Origin of the sequence: Sulfitobacter sp. (assembly GCF_041552635.1) — a bacterium.
Classification (GTDB): domain Bacteria; phylum Pseudomonadota; class Alphaproteobacteria; order Rhodobacterales; family Rhodobacteraceae; genus Sulfitobacter.
The window spans coordinates 33359-47600 of sequence record NZ_JBFEKM010000001.1; the positions used below are offsets into that span (position 1 = coordinate 33359).

Annotated in this window: 14 protein-coding genes; 6 read left to right on the forward strand and 8 right to left on the reverse strand. The window is 60.0% G+C overall.

All coding sequences use genetic code 11. The annotated features are described in order from the left end of the window. Genes ABYT07_RS00180 through argH form a run of 3 tightly spaced genes read right to left on the reverse strand, consistent with a single transcriptional unit; the run spans position 1 to position 1735 of the window. On the reverse strand, positions 1-171 hold the full coding sequence (locus ABYT07_RS00180) for a hypothetical protein (protein WP_372988562.1): 171 nt from the start codon (positions 169-171) through the stop codon (positions 1-3). After that, on the reverse strand, positions 168-347 hold the full coding sequence (locus ABYT07_RS00185; RefSeq protein WP_372988563.1) for a hypothetical protein: 180 nt from the start codon (positions 345-347) through the stop codon (positions 168-170). Before ABYT07_RS00185 ends, ABYT07_RS00180 begins: the two co-directional genes overlap by 4 nt. After that, positions 344-1735 carry an argininosuccinate lyase gene (gene argH / locus ABYT07_RS00190; protein WP_372988564.1) on the reverse strand — a complete coding sequence of 464 codons (1392 nt, stop codon included), beginning with the start codon at positions 1733-1735 and terminating at the stop codon, positions 344-346. Before argH ends, ABYT07_RS00185 begins: the two co-directional genes overlap by 4 nt. 23 nt (positions 1736-1758) lie before the next feature. Between argH and ABYT07_RS00195 the strand changes: the two genes are divergently transcribed. Continuing rightward, positions 1759-2328 (forward strand): TlpA family protein disulfide reductase, encoded by a 570-nt coding sequence (locus ABYT07_RS00195; protein WP_372988565.1) that lies wholly within the window; start codon positions 1759-1761, stop codon positions 2326-2328. 23 nt (positions 2329-2351) lie between these two features. Here ABYT07_RS00195 and ABYT07_RS00200 read toward each other — a convergent pair whose 3' ends face one another. After that, a complete protein-coding gene (locus ABYT07_RS00200; RefSeq protein WP_372988566.1) occupies positions 2352-3428 on the reverse strand; it encodes a Hint domain-containing protein in 1077 nt (358 codons plus the stop codon). 177 nt (positions 3429-3605) lie between these two features. Further along, positions 3606-4523, reverse strand: a complete 918-nt coding sequence (locus tag ABYT07_RS00205) for a lipid A-modifier LpxR family protein (RefSeq protein ID WP_372988567.1) — start codon at positions 4521-4523, stop codon at positions 3606-3608. A gap of 200 nt (positions 4524-4723) precedes the next feature. Here ABYT07_RS00205 and ABYT07_RS00210 point away from each other — a divergent pair, with 200 nt between their 5' ends. Continuing rightward, positions 4724-5248 (forward strand): winged helix DNA-binding protein, encoded by a 525-nt coding sequence (locus ABYT07_RS00210; RefSeq protein ID WP_372988568.1) that lies wholly within the window; start codon positions 4724-4726, stop codon positions 5246-5248. On the opposite strand, the gene ABYT07_RS00215 is transcribed toward ABYT07_RS00210, so the two are convergent. Both ABYT07_RS00215 and edd read right to left on the reverse strand, forming a co-directional pair. Continuing rightward, entirely contained in the window at positions 5245-5886 is a 642-nt protein-coding gene (locus ABYT07_RS00215; RefSeq protein ID WP_372988569.1) for a bifunctional 4-hydroxy-2-oxoglutarate aldolase/2-dehydro-3-deoxy-phosphogluconate aldolase, read from the reverse strand. The two genes, ABYT07_RS00210 and ABYT07_RS00215, sit on opposite strands and share 4 nt — an antisense overlap. Positions 5887-5907: 21 nt before the next feature. Then, complete coding sequence (gene edd / locus ABYT07_RS00220) at positions 5908-7707, reverse strand: phosphogluconate dehydratase (RefSeq protein ID WP_372988570.1); 1800 nt, start codon at positions 7705-7707, stop codon at positions 5908-5910. Positions 7708-7870: 163 nt separating this feature from the next. Between edd and ABYT07_RS00225 the strand changes: the two genes are divergently transcribed. Together ABYT07_RS00225 and nagA are read left to right on the forward strand one after the other, a co-directional pair. Continuing rightward, positions 7871-8746 (forward strand): BadF/BadG/BcrA/BcrD ATPase family protein, encoded by an 876-nt coding sequence (locus ABYT07_RS00225; RefSeq protein WP_372988571.1) that lies wholly within the window; start codon positions 7871-7873, stop codon positions 8744-8746. Continuing rightward, on the forward strand, positions 8743-9867 hold the full coding sequence (gene nagA, locus ABYT07_RS00230) for an N-acetylglucosamine-6-phosphate deacetylase (protein ID WP_372988572.1): 1125 nt from the start codon (positions 8743-8745) through the stop codon (positions 9865-9867). The genes ABYT07_RS00225 and nagA overlap by 4 nt, the downstream gene beginning before the upstream one ends. Here nagA and ABYT07_RS00235 read toward each other — a convergent pair. Then, positions 9862-10659: an IclR family transcriptional regulator gene (locus tag ABYT07_RS00235; RefSeq protein ID WP_372988573.1), complete on the reverse strand. Its 798-nt coding sequence runs from the start codon at positions 10657-10659 to the stop codon at positions 9862-9864. The two genes, nagA and ABYT07_RS00235, sit on opposite strands and share 6 nt — an antisense overlap. 153 nt (positions 10660-10812) lie before the next feature. Between ABYT07_RS00235 and ABYT07_RS00240 the strand changes: the two genes are divergently transcribed. Both ABYT07_RS00240 and ABYT07_RS00245 read left to right on the forward strand, forming a co-directional pair. Next, complete coding sequence (locus tag ABYT07_RS00240; protein ID WP_372988574.1) at positions 10813-13527, forward strand: benzoate-CoA ligase family protein; 2715 nt, start codon at positions 10813-10815, stop codon at positions 13525-13527. 17 nt (positions 13528-13544) lie between these two features. After that, positions 13545-14240 carry a fumarylacetoacetate hydrolase family protein gene (locus tag ABYT07_RS00245; RefSeq protein WP_372988575.1) on the forward strand — a complete coding sequence of 232 codons (696 nt, stop codon included), beginning with the start codon at positions 13545-13547 and terminating at the stop codon, positions 14238-14240. Positions 14241-14242: the final 2 nt, after the last annotated feature.

Below are 14242 nucleotides of genomic sequence, written 5' to 3' on the forward strand. Positions count from 1 at the left end.
TCAAAAACCCTTTGAAACGCCGACGTTCACATAACCTGACACATGTATGCCAGGCTCGTAATTCGACGGCTCTTGGCGCGGGTGCACGGTGTCATCACCGTTGCGCGGCACGGGTGGCGTACACGCCCCAAGCAGCGCCACAGCGGTGATTACCCATGCCAGTCGCATCATAGCACCTGTCCCAAACCCAACCGGAAGGCACCGCCGCCAACAGTTACTGACGTGCCAACGGAAGCGCCTGAATTCGACAGCGTCACCGTCCCGGCAACCTGCGGCTTTTGCGGCTCTCCATCCGCGCCACAGCCCACGAGGACAAGCAAAGATATCAAAGCCAAAGCTGGTTTCATGCCAATATCCCTTTCCACCGGGCAACCTGCGCGCGAACCTGTGCGGGCGCAGTACCCCCATAAGACATACGCGAATTCACCGAATTTTCCACACCAAGCACGCCGAAAACATCTGCAGTGATCCCGTCATGAGCGGTTTTCATCTGTTCCAACGTCAGATCAGGCAGGTCGCAGCCGTTCTTTTCGGCCAAGGCCACCAGCGATCCCGTGATGTGATGTGCGTCGCGAAAAGGCAGGCCCAGCACGCGCACCAGCCAGTCGGCCAAATCTGTCGCGGTCGAAAAACCCGACCCGGCGGCAGCAGCAAGGCTGTCACGGTTGGCGGACATATCCTTGACCATGCCTTCCATGGCGGCCAGCGCCAGCATCAGGTTATCCGCAGCGTCGAACACCTGTTCCTTGTCTTCCTGCATGTCCTTGGAGTAGGCCAGCGGCAGCCCCTTCATTACCATCATCAGCGCCACATTCGCCCCCATGATACGCCCGATCTTGGCGCGGATCAGCTCGGCTGCATCAGGGTTTTTCTTTTGCGGCATGATGCTGGACCCTGTCGAAAACCGGTCTGACAATGTCACGAAACGGAACTGCGCCGACGACCAAATCACCAATTCTTCGGCAAAGCGGCTTAGGTGCATCGCACAGATCGACGCCGCCCCGAGGAACTCGAGGGCGAAGTCACGATCGCTAACTGCGTCCAGCGAATTGGCAGACGGGCGGTCAAACCCAAGGGCATGCGCCGTCATGTCGCGGTCAATCGGAAAGGACGTGCCAGCCAGCGCAGCCGCCCCCAAGGGAGATTCGTTCATCCGCGCACGCGCATCGCGCATCCGGCTTAAATCGCGGCCGAACATCTCGACATAGGCCATCATGTGGTGGCCCCACGTGACGGGCTGCGCGGTCTGCAGATGGGTGAAACCCGGCATGACCCAATCGGCCCCTGCCTCTGCCTGACCCAACAGGGCTTGGATTAACGCCAGCAAACCGGTCTCGGCCGCATCAAACTGGTCGCGCACCCACAGCTTGAAATCTGTCGCCACTTGGTCGTTGCGCGACCGGCCTGTGTGCAGACGCCCTGCTGGCTCTCCGATGACCTCTTTCAGACGCGCTTCGACGTTCATGTGGATGTCTTCCAGCGCAGTGGAATACTGAAACGTTCCTCCTTCGATCTCTGACAAGACCGTGAGCAGGCCTTTCCCAATCGCGTCGGCATCGCTATCAGTAATGATGTCTTGTGCGGCCAACATGGCGGCATGGGCGCGCGACCCGGCAATATCCTGGGCGGCCATGCGTTGGTCAAACGAGATCGAGGCGTTGATCGCCTCCATGATCGCGTCTGGTCCGGCGGCAAAACGGCCCCCCCACATTTTGTTCGAAGTCGTATCAGTCATCAGGCAACCCCTCGGAGGGAAAAATGAGAAAAGTAGTGCTCGCGCTCGTTTATACGGCCCTGACGGTCGGTGCAAACCCAAGCTTTGGCCAAAGCGCCGACATCGCCGCCCTGCGCGACGGGGACATGAAAAAACTTGTGGTGCATGATGCGCCGGTTGCCACGTCGACCGTGGCATTCGATCTGGCTGATGGCGCGGGCAAGGCAACGCTTGAGGATTGGCGCGGCAAATATGTGGTGATCAACTTTTGGGCAACATGGTGCGCGCCATGCCGCAAGGAAATGCCACAGCTGAACGCCCTGCAAAAAGAATTCGGCGGCGATGATTTTGACGTGCTGACAATTGCGACCGGGCGTAACTCACCCGACGGCATCCAGCGCTTCTTTGACGAGGCCGGCGTTGACAGCCTGCCACGCCATCAAGACCCGAAGCAGGCGCTTGCCAGTCAGATGGGGATTTTCGGCCTGCCGATCACCGTGATCATGGACCCACAAGGCCGCGAGATCGCCCGCCTGCGCGGCGATGCCGATTGGTCCAGCGACAGCGCCAAAGCGATCATTCAAGCACTGGTGGAATCCAAGACCGACAGTTAACCGGTCTTGGTGCATCAATAAACTCAGGCCGCGTGCTGCAGAATCGCGGCTTCGGAGACGCTAAGGTTGCGCCGCGCATAGCTGCCATAGGTATGCGGATCAAAGGTCAGCTTGGGGTATTGTGCAAGCAGCCGCGCACGGTCCGCGCTGTCCAACGTCTCAAGCGCTGCCGAAGCAGGGTGGAAGCTTTCTGTCTCTACCCCGTTCGCCCACATGATTTGGTGTGTGTCTAGCAGCACATGGATATAGCTGATCTCGCGGGTGTGGGCATCGACAGTCACGCTGGACCCGTTGACCAAATCCCTCGCCGACACCAACACCTCGGATGTGTTGAACAAGCTGCGCGCCACATCCCCCTTCAGCAGAACCCGATGGCTAGGCGACACCAGCAAATCCCGATCAGGACGCGCAAGGCCCAGCGCATTGGCGCGAAACCGCACCGGACGCAGTTGTGGCATCGCAAACAGGCGCGCGCCGCTCATCCGGCGCTTGCCGATCCAGCGGATCGGTTGCATGCCGTTGTCCTTGGTCTGAACCAGATCACCTTCGCGCAGGTCTTCGATCCGGTCTGCGCCATTTTCGGTGCGGATCAAGGTGCCAGGGGTAAAGCAGATCACGCCGCCGCCCTGCTGGGCCACCTTGTCCAAAGACATCGTGCCAAGGGTATGGTGCACAATCCAAAGATCACTGTTGCGTGGTGGCATATCGTCCAGAAACATCAGCAAAGGCTGGCTGCCACGGCCCACTTCTATCAATGTGACGGTATAGCTTTTGCCGCCGTCAGTGACGACAAAGCTGTTGTCCATGAGTTCTGAAAACTGTTCGTCCATGCGGTCTTTGCGCACCGGAGGAGCGTCCTGATCCAAAGCTGCGCCCACAAGACGGTGCACCATCCGTGCCGCCCGTTTGCGCAAATCTTCTGCGCCGTCTGCCTGATCCAGCCGCAATACATCATTCGGGCCATCAACGCGAATTGCGTCACCTCTCCATGCCCATGCAGCCCCTACTTTCAAGGATTGCACCGGCGCGGCGTCTAGCCCGTCTATTTCTGTTTGCGCCCAGCTTACGACAAACGTGCCCTTAAAGCCCGTTTTACCCACTGTTCACCTGCCTCGTCTTTTTTTAATTAAGGACAGGTTAGCAAAACAGGCACCTTCTGGGAAGGCCGGATAGACCAAAGATTCCAAGGCGTTGCAAAAAGGTTAACGCGCCAGTTTGGCAGGACGGCAACACAAGATGTTGCGGCTCGACCCTCGCCGGCATCCACATGCGCCCCGTTAGAACGACAAGTTCATGCGGATTGACCCGACAACTTGTTCCTCAGGCTGGGTCTCGTATTCTTTGCCCAACCACGTCACGCCATAAAAAGCCGATGCGCCCTCGCCTTGCCAATGCACGCCAAGGCGCACACGGTCGCGGTGCTCCGTCAGGCTAAGGCCGCGGTCTTGCGGCAGATACGTGCTGTCGCTGACATACGCAATGTCGGCCCCCACCAGAAAACTAAAGCCGGTATTTTCAGCATTCTGTATCACGCGGTACCGATGCCCGGACGTTGCATCGCGCACCAAAAGCTCTCCTTTGCCGATGTTGCCAAAGGTGAAATCGGCCCCCGCACGCATCATCGTCTCAATACCTGCCTGACCCTGCACAAACGGGCGGAAGGACAGGTTTTCACCCAAATCGATACTATGCCCCGCCTCAACAAGAAGGGTGGGGTAAATCCCGTCCTCAATTTGCCGTCTTAGGGTGCGCCCTGACGGGGGTTCATCGCCGATCAGCTTGTGGAACTTGCGCTGCAAAAGGCCCAAGCGCGTTTGCGGCCCTGTCACATAAAGCGACGCGCCCACAGAGTATTCCGTTGCCCTATGCTGGAAATGCGTATGCAGCCCCGCCGACAGCGCCCCGGCCCACGGGCGCGACCCTGCGGTTGGGCGACTTAGGTTCTCAGGGGCCAGCACATCAAGTCCCAGACGTAATTCGACCAAATCGCCGAACTTGCTGGGCGATGCCCCGGTCCAATCCGGCCCCCAGACCCGCGAAGAGGCAACAGAACCGGTGCGCTCGCGGTCTTGCAAATCGCCCAAAAAATCATTCGTGATCAAGCGGCCATAGCCAAGGTATTCGCGCCCCTCTGCCGCGATGGACTGAGGCAAGGCCATAAGCAAAATCGCAGCGGCGGTGATGGCCTTGAACATTCGGCGTTTCTCCTGAGGGCTTTTCCCCATCAGACACATTGGTCGCGGGGACGTATGAATTTTTTTGATTTACACAGTGGCAATCCGTTTAGATTTAAGCAGGAAATACGACGATATTTGGGCGAATGCATGTTCGCAACATTGCGCAACGCTCACAATTCGCTAACGTTACGTTGGTAAAAACAGCGTCGGAGCCCCCAATGTCAGACCCAAAATCGCACCCGTCCCGCCGTATCGTATCCTCGCGCCATCTGGCCGAAGGCGAAGGGTGGGAGGCCTCCGAGCTCGAATACGGCATGATCATCGCCTATAATGCCTTCAGCCGTTGGATGTCGCGCTGCATGGCCGCTGCGGGCAATCCTGACCTGACCCCGCTAGAGATTCTGGTCCTGCACAACACCAACCACCGCCAGCGGGAAAAGCGCCTGACCGATATTTGCTTTATGCTGAACATCGAAGATACGCATACGGTTAATTATGCGCTGCGTAAGCTTTTGAAATCCGGGCTGATTGACGCGGAAAAGCGCGGAAAAGAGGTGTTTTATCGCACCTCCGCCGCAGGGGCCGAATTGATCGAGGCCTACCGTGCCGTGCGCAACAGCTGCCTGATCGACACGTTGGGGCGGACCGATATCAAGGGCGACGATCTACGCGATATCGCCGCCCATCTGCGGGCCATTTCAGGTCAATATGATCAGGCGAGCCGCGCGGCGGCGTCGCTTTAACGGCCCAGCTGGCTGGCGGCGCGGGCCAATTCCGTGATCGCAGCCCAATCACCCGCGCGCACCAGCGCATCGGGTGCCACCCAACTGCCACCCGCGCAGACCACGTTGGGCAGCGACAGATAACTTTCGGCATTGGTGGGGCTGACCCCGCCGGTGGGGCAAAAGCGGATTTGCGGCAAAGGTGACGCCAGCGATTTCAGCGCTGGTGCGCCGCCAGAGGCTTCGGCCGGAAAGAACTTGAGCATATCATAGCCGCGTTCCAGCAGGCGCATCGCCTCTGACGCCGTGGCGGCACCGGGCAGCATCGGCAGGTCCAGATCTTCGGCAGCTTGCAGCAATTTATCCGTGGCACCCGGCGACACGCCGAACGTCGCACCCGCATCAACGGCGCGTTTCACATCGTCGGGCGTCAGCAAGGTGCCTGCCCCAACGATACCGCCCTCGACTTTGGCCATCTCGGCAATCACCTCAAGGGCTGCGTCGGTGCGCAAGGTTACTTCCAACGCGGGCAGACCACCGGCGACCAGCGCCTCGGCCAAGGGGCGGGCATGGGCCACGTCATGCACGACCAGAACCGGCACGATCGGCGCGCGTTTGCAGATATCGTAGGCGGCGGCACTTGCGTGTTGAGGGGTCATAGGTTTCGTCCTTTTATCAAATCAAATGCTGCTGGCACCGGTGTCGGCAGCGCCCACGTTCTTGCGGAATGCCGCGAACAGGTCGCGCCCTTGTCCATGTTCATTGCCAGACAAATCAGCCGTCGCCAAGGCGCGGTCCATCACCCCCGGCGTCACAATTTCAAGGCGGCCGTCGCGGGCATCGACCCGGATCACATCCCCGTCTTGCAGGCGCGCAATCGGCCCTCCGTCCAAGGCTTCGGGACAGACATGGATCGCGCTCAACACCTTGCCCGACGCGCCCGACATACGGCCATCAGTCACCAGCGCCACCTGCAAACCGCGCGCTTGCAGGTTGGCAAGAACCGGCGTCAGGCTGTGCAATTCGGGCATGCCATTGGCCTTTGGCCCCTGAAAGCGCACGACGACAACGACGTCTTCGTCAAATTCACCGTTCTTATAGGCCAGTTTGACCGCTTCTTGGTCGTGAAACACCCGTGCGGGGGCTTCGACCACGTGTTGCTCAGGCTTGACCGCTGAAACTTTGGTCACGGCATTGCCCAGCGATCCGGTCAGACGTTTCAAACCGCCCGTCGGCTGGAACGGATCCCCCATCGGGCGCAGGATTTTGTCGTTCAACGTCTCGGTAGGGCCTGCGACCCATTCAACTGCGCCGTCTTTCAGTTTTGGGTCTTGGGTGTACCGTTCAAGCCCCTCGCCGGCGACGGTCTTGACGTCCTTGTGCAGCAACCCGCCCGACATCAGCTGGCCAATCATATATCCCAGCCCGCCAGCGGCGTGGAAGTGGTTCACGTCGGCCAGCCCGTTGGGATAGACCCGCGCCAGCAGCGGTGTTACATCCGCCAAATCCGAGAAATCCTGCCAATCCAGAATAATCCCGCCGGCCCGCGCCATCGCCACCAGATGGATCAGCAGATTGGTCGACCCGCCTGTCGCATTCAGCCCGACAATCCCATTCACATAGGCCTTTTCATCCAGCACATCGCACACCGGCGTATAGCTGTTGCCCAGATGGCTGATTGCCAACGCCCGCTGCGTGCCTGTCACGGTCAGCGCATCGCGCAACGGGGTGTTGGGGTTCACAAAGGACGCGCCCGGCAGATGCAGGCCCATGAATTCCATCAACATCTGATTGGTATTGGCTGTGCCGTAAAAGGTACAGGTGCCAGGCCCATGATAGGCTGCCATCTCAGAGGCCATAAGCTCTTCGCGCGTCGCCTCGCCCGAGGCAAAGCGCTGGCGCACAACGGCTTTTTCATCGTTCGATATCCCAGAGGTCATCGGACCCGCAGGCAAGAAAATCGCGGGCAGATGGCCAAAAGCTTGGGCTGCGATCACCAGACCCGGGACGATCTTGTCACAAACGCCCAAGAAAACAGCGGCATCAAAGGTATTGTGGCTAAGCCCTACGCCTGCGGCCATGGCAATGACATCGCGCGAAAACAGGCTCAGCTCCATCCCCGGCGTGCCTTGGGTTACGCCGTCGCACATCGCGGGCACACCGCCTGCGACCTGTGCCGTGCCCCCGACAGCGCGGGCGGCGTCGCGGATGATTTCAGGAAACCGTTCAAACGGCTGATGCGCCGACAGCATGTCGTTATAGGTGGTAATGATCCCGATATTGCCCGCCGATTTGGTGGCAAGCGCATCCTGATCAGGGCCGGCACCGGCATAGGCATGGGCCTGCCCGCTGCACGACAGATGCGCCCGCGCGGGGCCGTCTTCGGCAGCACGGCGCATGCGGTCCAGATACGCTTGGCGACCGGGCGCGCTGCGCGCAATGATCCGGTCGGTGACGCGGGCTAGGGTGTCATTCAGCATCGGGTGTCCTCCTGTTTCGCATCTTGGCTGGTGGCCTTGACTTAAAATATGTTAGCGCTAACCTAGCATGGCCAATGAGAATTTGCAAACCTGCTGAAGCTTGGCACACGGATAAAACGAAAAGGCCCTTTCCCCGCAAATTCTTGTACCTTAAACAAAGCCAATGACATATATTGAACCTTCATTTCTGATCGGTGTGGATGGCGGCGGCACCGGCTGCCGCGTTGCGGTGGGCACAGCGTCCCAAGGCATTCTGGCAGAGGCCAAAGGCGGTCGCGCCAATGTCAGCACCGATTTCGACGAAGCCATCGCCAATATCATGCAGGCCACCCGCACCGCATTGCAAGACGCGGGTTTGGATGCCAGCCAGATGGGGAACGCCGTGGCACATCTGGGGCTGGCAGGATTTACCGGACCGGACATCGGGGCCAAGGTGACCGCTGCCCTGCCCTTTGGCACTTCGGTGGTCACCGAAGACACCGCGACCACCATCGTCGGGGCCATAGGTCAAGACGATGGATTCGTGATCGCCCTTGGCACCGGCACCATCATCGCGCGCCAACGCGATGCGGTGCAAAAATGCATCGGCGGATGGTGTTATCAGGTGTCGGATCAAGCCTCTGGCGCGTGGCTGGGGCATGGGGCCTTGGTGCAAACGCTGCTGATGGTGGATGGCATTGTGCCGCCCAGCCCCTTGTCCCAGCACCTGCTGGATACCCTTGGCGGCGGCGCAGGCATCGTGCAGTTCAGCCTGAAAGCACGCCCCGGTGATTTCGCGACGCTGGCCCCTGATGTGGTCAAAGCAGCAGCCGCTGGCGACAGAATCGGCATCGAACTGATGCAAAGCGGTGCCGCCTATTTGCGCAGCGCGCTTGGATCGCTTGACTACAAGACCGGCGATATCTTGTGCCTCGCAGGCGGTGTTGGCCCGCACTATGCAAATTATCTGCCCTCTGACATGACGCGCAATCTGGCCGCGGCCAAGGGGCGCGCTGTTGACGGTGCCTTTGCGCTTGCGTTGCGCGCTGCGCGGCGATGACCCACAAACGGGCCTTTGCAGGGGCGCAAATATTTGATGGCGTTACGCTTTGGGACACTCATGCCTTGCTGGTTGCAAAGGACGGCACGACACAGCCAAGTCCGCGCGATGCGCTTCCCGATGGCTGCCCCGTCACAACGTTAAAGGGCGGTGTGATTTCACCGGGTTTCGCTGACCTTCAGGTCAATGGTGGCGGTGGGGTCATGTTCAACGACAGCCCCGATATCGAAACCCTGATCAAGATGTCACAGGCGCATCGCAACCTTGGCACGGCAGGGTTTCTGCCGACACTGATCACCGATACCCCAGATCACACCCGTGCCGCAATCGCCGCCTTGCGCCATGCGTTAAAGGAAAACATCCCCGGCATCTGCGGCCTGCATCTGGAAGGGCCACATCTAAGCGTGGCGCGCAAAGGGGCCCATGACGCGGCCTTGATCCGGCCAATGACCGCCGACGACCTTGCCGCGCTGCTTGAGGCTGCCGAATATATCGACACGCTGATGATCACCGTCGCACCTGAAAACGTGACCATGGCGCAGATCACGGCGTTGTCGCAGGCAGGCATCATCGTTTCGCTGGGCCATAGCGATTGCGATTACGACACCGCGATGCGGGCGTTCGACGCGGGCGCGCGTTGTGCGACCCATCTGTTCAATGCGATGAGCCAGGCAACCCCCCGCGCGCCCGGGCTTGTGGGTGCCGCGCTGGATCATGGCACCGTGTCATGCGGGCTGATTGCCGATGGCGTGCATGTGCACCCTGCGATGATCCGTGCCGCCTTGGCCGCGCACACAGGCCCAAGCGACGTATTTCTGGTCACGGACGCCATGGCGACGGCTGGATCGGACATCAATGGCTTTACCCTAAACGGGCGGGTCATTTCGCGCAAAGACGGCAGGTTGACCTTGGCCGACGGGACGCTGGCCGGGGCCGACCTGACCCTGCCCCAAGCGGTACGCTATATGGTTGATGTGGTCGGTGACCCCTTGGCCAAGGCCCTTGCCCGCGCCACGACGACCCCCTCAGCGCTGCTGCGCAAGCGCCCCGATACGAGCGTGCAAAACATGATCTGGCTCAGCGATGATTTCACCCAAACCCGCTGGCTGACCGATCTATAACGGTGCCACGATTGGCGCAAAGGAATAGCTTTGGCAAAAGTCGATCAGACTTTGCACGGCGTGTGATCCGCTTTCAATCGCCTCGGCCTCGGTCCCGATCAGGGTGATGACCGCCTGCGCCTCGCCCTGCCAATCAAGGATCGGGGCGGCCAAAGCAACCAGACCAGGGATAAAATCACCATCCACCGTGGCGTGGCCCTGCGCCCTGATCTTGGCGCACAGCGCATCGACCCCTGCGACCGTTGGCACGAAATCCGATGCCAATGCAGGGGTGCGTTTCATCCGGCGCAGCTCGGCCTCAAGCAGGGTCTGGATCGGCGGGCGTGGGGCCCATGCCAGAAACGCCCTGCCCGACGATGAATTCAGCAACGGCAGGGTCGTGCCCAAGCCCATGGATGTCACCACAGGGGCCGCAGCGCGTTCCCACCGGACCACCGTCGCACCGCCGCCGCCCCAGACAGACAGCAACACCGTCAGGCCGGTTTCGTCGCGCAAATCGGCCAATGCCTCGGACGGGCGGTTCACGAAATCATGGCGCGCGATGGCCGCAAGGCCCAGCCGCATGGCCCCCGGCCCCAGATCATATTTCCCCGACCGCCCCCCTTGCGCGACAAGGCCAGCGTTCAGAAAGGACGCCAGATAGCGGTGCACTTTGCTGGGTGGCATGTCACTGGCACGCGCCAGATCGGTCAGCGACGTCGGCCCCGCCTGATCCGCCATCACCGACAGCAAACGCAAGGCAGTATCAAGGGACTGGATGCCCGCGCTTTGGCTTTCGGATGATTTGGTCATGGCACCGCCCCTTACGAATTCCACCTATCGTTACAGGCCGGGCTGGCAAGACACAATCGTAACGAAAATTCCATAATAAGGAATCTATTGCGCTATATGTAATTTCATTCTAGCGTCCCCGAAGGATTGAGCGAGAGCTTTGGGAGGAGCACCATGTCAAAACTATCAAGCGTGGCGATTTTGGGCGGCGGCCCTGCGGGGCTTTACACTGCGATTTTGTTGCGGCGCAAAATGCCGGACGTGCATGTGCATCTGTTTGAACAAAACCCCCAAGGTGCGACCTTTGGCTTTGGCGTCGTTTTCTCGGATCAGGCGCTGGCGTTCCTCAAATCCGCCGACCCCGAAATTCACGATCTGCTGACACCCCATATGGAACAATGGCAAAACATGACCCTGCGTCTGCCCACCGATCAGGTCGTGCTGGACGGGGTCGGATTTTCCGCTGTCGGGCGGCTTGAGCTGATCGAGATTCTGCGCAAACATGCGTTGGCCTTGGGCGTTGAGATGTCGTTTGACCATCCCGTCACGTCATTGGACGAGATCACCGCCGATCTGATTGTCGGGGCCGACGGGCTGAATTCACTGGTGCGCCGCACGTTCGAGGCGGATTTCGCCCCGCAAATCGACCATTTCACCAACCACTTTGCGTGGTTCGGCACCGACCGTCCGTTTGATACCCTGACCCAAAGCTTTGTCGAGACAGAACTTGGCCCGCTGAACGCGCACCACTACCGTTTTGCGCCGGATCGCAGCACGTTTATCGTCGAATGCGAGGCCGCGACGTTTCAGAACTACGGCTTTGCCGACATGACCGAAGACGCCAGCGCCGCCCTGTGCCAAACCCTGTTCGCCGATGTGCTGGACGGTGCCAAGTTGATCACGAACAAATCGCTGTGGCGGCAATTCCCGCGGCTTTGGTGTGAAAACTGGGTTTCAGGGCGGCATGTTATCATCGGCGATGCCGCGCATACGGCGCATTTCTCTATCGGGTCCGGCACACGGTTGGCGCTTGAGGATTGCATTGCACTGGTCAACGCGCTGGCTGCTGACGACGACGTGGATGCCGCCTTGGCCGCGTTTCAAGCCGACCGTTTGCCAGTGGCGAAAAAGATGGTCCAGGCGGCCAATACCTCGGCTGTCTGGTACGATAGTTTTGGCGACAAGATGGCGCTTGAACCGCTGGATTTCGCCTTTGACTACATCACCAGATCCGGTCGGGTGGACATGGACCGGTTGCGCAAAATGGCCCCCGCTTTCGCCGCACGTTTCGAGGGCAGGCCACCCCGGATCAGTGACCCGGTGCCCGACACGGTTCCCGGTGCCGTCGAGATCGGGTTTGACAAAACCCGTCACACCAACTGCTCTGACATCTTATGGCAGAACCTTGCGCGCAATCCTGACAGCACCGCAATTGTCAGTCCCCAAGGCCAGCTTAGCTATGCTGAATTGATCGCCACGGCCGCGCGTTGGGGCAATGCGTTTGCCGCTGCGGGTTTAAAACGTGGCGAACGGATTGCGTTTTTCCTTGATGATACAACCGCTTATCCCGCTGCGTTCTTTGGTGCAACGCGGGCGGGATTTGTGCCGGTATTGCTGAACACGATGACCACGCCCGACGTGTTGAACTTTTTCCTCAAAGACAGCGCGGCGCGGTTTGCGATTTGCGACGCGGCGCTGGCAGACCGGTTTGACGCAGGCGTGATGGCGGGCACCAATCTGGAGACTGTGGTGGTTGTCGGTGGCGACGCAGGCGATTTCACGACCGACAGCACATTCCTTGATGGCCAGCCCGACACGCTGGCCTGCGCCGCAACCGGCCCCGATGATATGGCCTTCTGGATGTATTCATCCGGTTCGACCGGAATGCCCAAGGGCATCGTGCATCTGCATCACGACATGGCCTATACGCAGGCGTCGTTTGGCGCGCAGGTCTTGAAACTGCGCCCTGACGATATCTGCTATTCCGTGCCCAAAATGTATTTCGCCTACGGTTTCGGCAATTCCGCGACCTTCCCGTTTTCGGTCGGTGCGGCCGTCCTCTTGATGCCCGGACAGCCCCGCCCCGAGACAGTCTTGTCTGCAATAGAAACCTACAAACCCACGGTGCTGTTCGGGCTGCCCACCTTGTTCACCGCCGTCGCCCGCCACGAAAATGCAACGACGACTGATCTGACATCCCTGCGCCAAAGCATGTCTGCCGCCGAAACCCTGTCCGAGGATGTTTATCAAACATGGGTCGATCTGGTGGGCCATGGCCCGACCGAGGGGCTGGGATCAACCGAATTGCTGCACATCTACCTGTCAAACACGCTCAAGGATCATCGTCTTGGTGCCGCTGGCGCGCGGGTACCGGGCTATGAAATCCGGCTGGAAACACCCGATGGCACCCCCGCCCAACCCGGCGAAGAGGGCGTGATGTATGTGCGCGGCACCTCGTCCGCGCCGATGTATTGGAACCGCCCCGAAAAAACCGCCGACACAATGCGCGACGACTGGATCTATACCGGCGACCGCTTTGTCGAGCGGGACGGATATTACTATTTCCAAGGCCGCGCCGATGATCTGATCAAAGTATCCGGCCAATGGGTCTGGCCGCTGGAGGTCGAACGCTGCCTGAATGAGCACCCCGATGTCCACGAATGCGCTGTGCTGGCCCATCAGCTTGACGATCGCCGCATGACCCTTCGTGCGGTTGTGCATCTGCGCGACGGCATTGCGGCGGATGACGCCCAAAGCGACGCCCTGCGCGGCTTCGTCAAGGCGCAGCTTCAACCTTACAAATACCCTCGACTGATCGAATATGTGACCGACCTGCCCAAGACCGGCACCGGCAAGATCGACCGCCAAGCTTTGCTGCAAAATCCCTGAACTGTCCGGAGACCCCCATGAACTTTATCTTCCCACCCGCGCCCACACCCAGCGTCGCAATCGCCGGATCAGACGACCGCATTCCGGTGCGCCGCATATTTTGTGTCGGCCGCAACTATGCCGCCCATGCGATCGAGATGGGCAAAGACCCCGACCGCGATCCGCCGTTTTTCTTTACCAAACCTGCCGATGCGGTCGTAGAAGACGGGCAGACGATTCCCTATCCGCCCGACACCAAAAATTTCCACTTTGAGGCAGAGTTGGTCGCAGTCATCGGCACCGGCGGGCGCGATATCGCCCAAGCCGACGCACTGGATCATGTCTGGGGCTATGCCGTTGGCAATGACCTGACCCGCCGTGACTTGCAGCTTGAGGCGCGTGAAAAGGGCCGGCCTTGGGATTGGGGCAAGGCCTTTGACCGCTCGGCCGTGATCGGTCCTGTCCATGCCGCAAGCGCTGTGGGACATCTGGCAAATGGCGCGATCAAGCTGACGGTAAATGGCGTGGTGAAGCAAGACGCCGACCTGGCCGAACTGATCTGGTCGGTGCCCGAAGTCGTGTCGATCATTTCGCGCTCTATCGCGTTGCAACCCGGTGACTTGATCATGACCGGCACCCCCGCAGGCGTCGGCCCGCTGAGCGAAGGCGACACATGCGTTGTCGAAATCGCAGGCTTGGGGCAAGTTACCACCCATATCGGCCCGCGTGCCTGACC

Coding starts and splice junctions, on each gene's coding strand:
- ABYT07_RS00240 (WP_372988574.1), top strand. CDS start 10,813: ATGTCAAAACTATCAAGCGTGGCGATTTTGGGCGGCGGCCCTGCGGGG.
- ABYT07_RS00185 (WP_372988563.1), bottom strand. CDS start 347: ATGAAACCAGCTTTGGCTTTGATATCTTTGCTTGTCCTCGTGGGCTGT.
- edd (WP_372988570.1), bottom strand. CDS start 7,707: ATGCTGAATGACACCCTAGCCCGCGTCACCGACCGGATCATTGCGCGC.
- ABYT07_RS00180 (WP_372988562.1), bottom strand. CDS start 171: ATGATGCGACTGGCATGGGTAATCACCGCTGTGGCGCTGCTTGGGGCG.
- ABYT07_RS00215 (WP_372988569.1), bottom strand. CDS start 5,886: ATGACCCCTCAACACGCAAGTGCCGCCGCCTACGATATCTGCAAACGC.
- ABYT07_RS00205 (WP_372988567.1), bottom strand. CDS start 4,523: ATGTTCAAGGCCATCACCGCCGCTGCGATTTTGCTTATGGCCTTGCCT.
- argH (WP_372988564.1), bottom strand. CDS start 1,735: ATGACTGATACGACTTCGAACAAAATGTGGGGGGGCCGTTTTGCCGCC.
- ABYT07_RS00210 (WP_372988568.1), top strand. CDS start 4,724: ATGTCAGACCCAAAATCGCACCCGTCCCGCCGTATCGTATCCTCGCGC.
- ABYT07_RS00195 (WP_372988565.1), top strand. CDS start 1,759: ATGAGAAAAGTAGTGCTCGCGCTCGTTTATACGGCCCTGACGGTCGGT.
- ABYT07_RS00235 (WP_372988573.1), bottom strand. CDS start 10,659: ATGACCAAATCATCCGAAAGCCAAAGCGCGGGCATCCAGTCCCTTGAT.
- ABYT07_RS00225 (WP_372988571.1), top strand. CDS start 7,871: ATGACATATATTGAACCTTCATTTCTGATCGGTGTGGATGGCGGCGGC.
- ABYT07_RS00245 (WP_372988575.1), top strand. CDS start 13,545: ATGAACTTTATCTTCCCACCCGCGCCCACACCCAGCGTCGCAATCGCC.
- nagA (WP_372988572.1), top strand. CDS start 8,743: ATGACCCACAAACGGGCCTTTGCAGGGGCGCAAATATTTGATGGCGTT.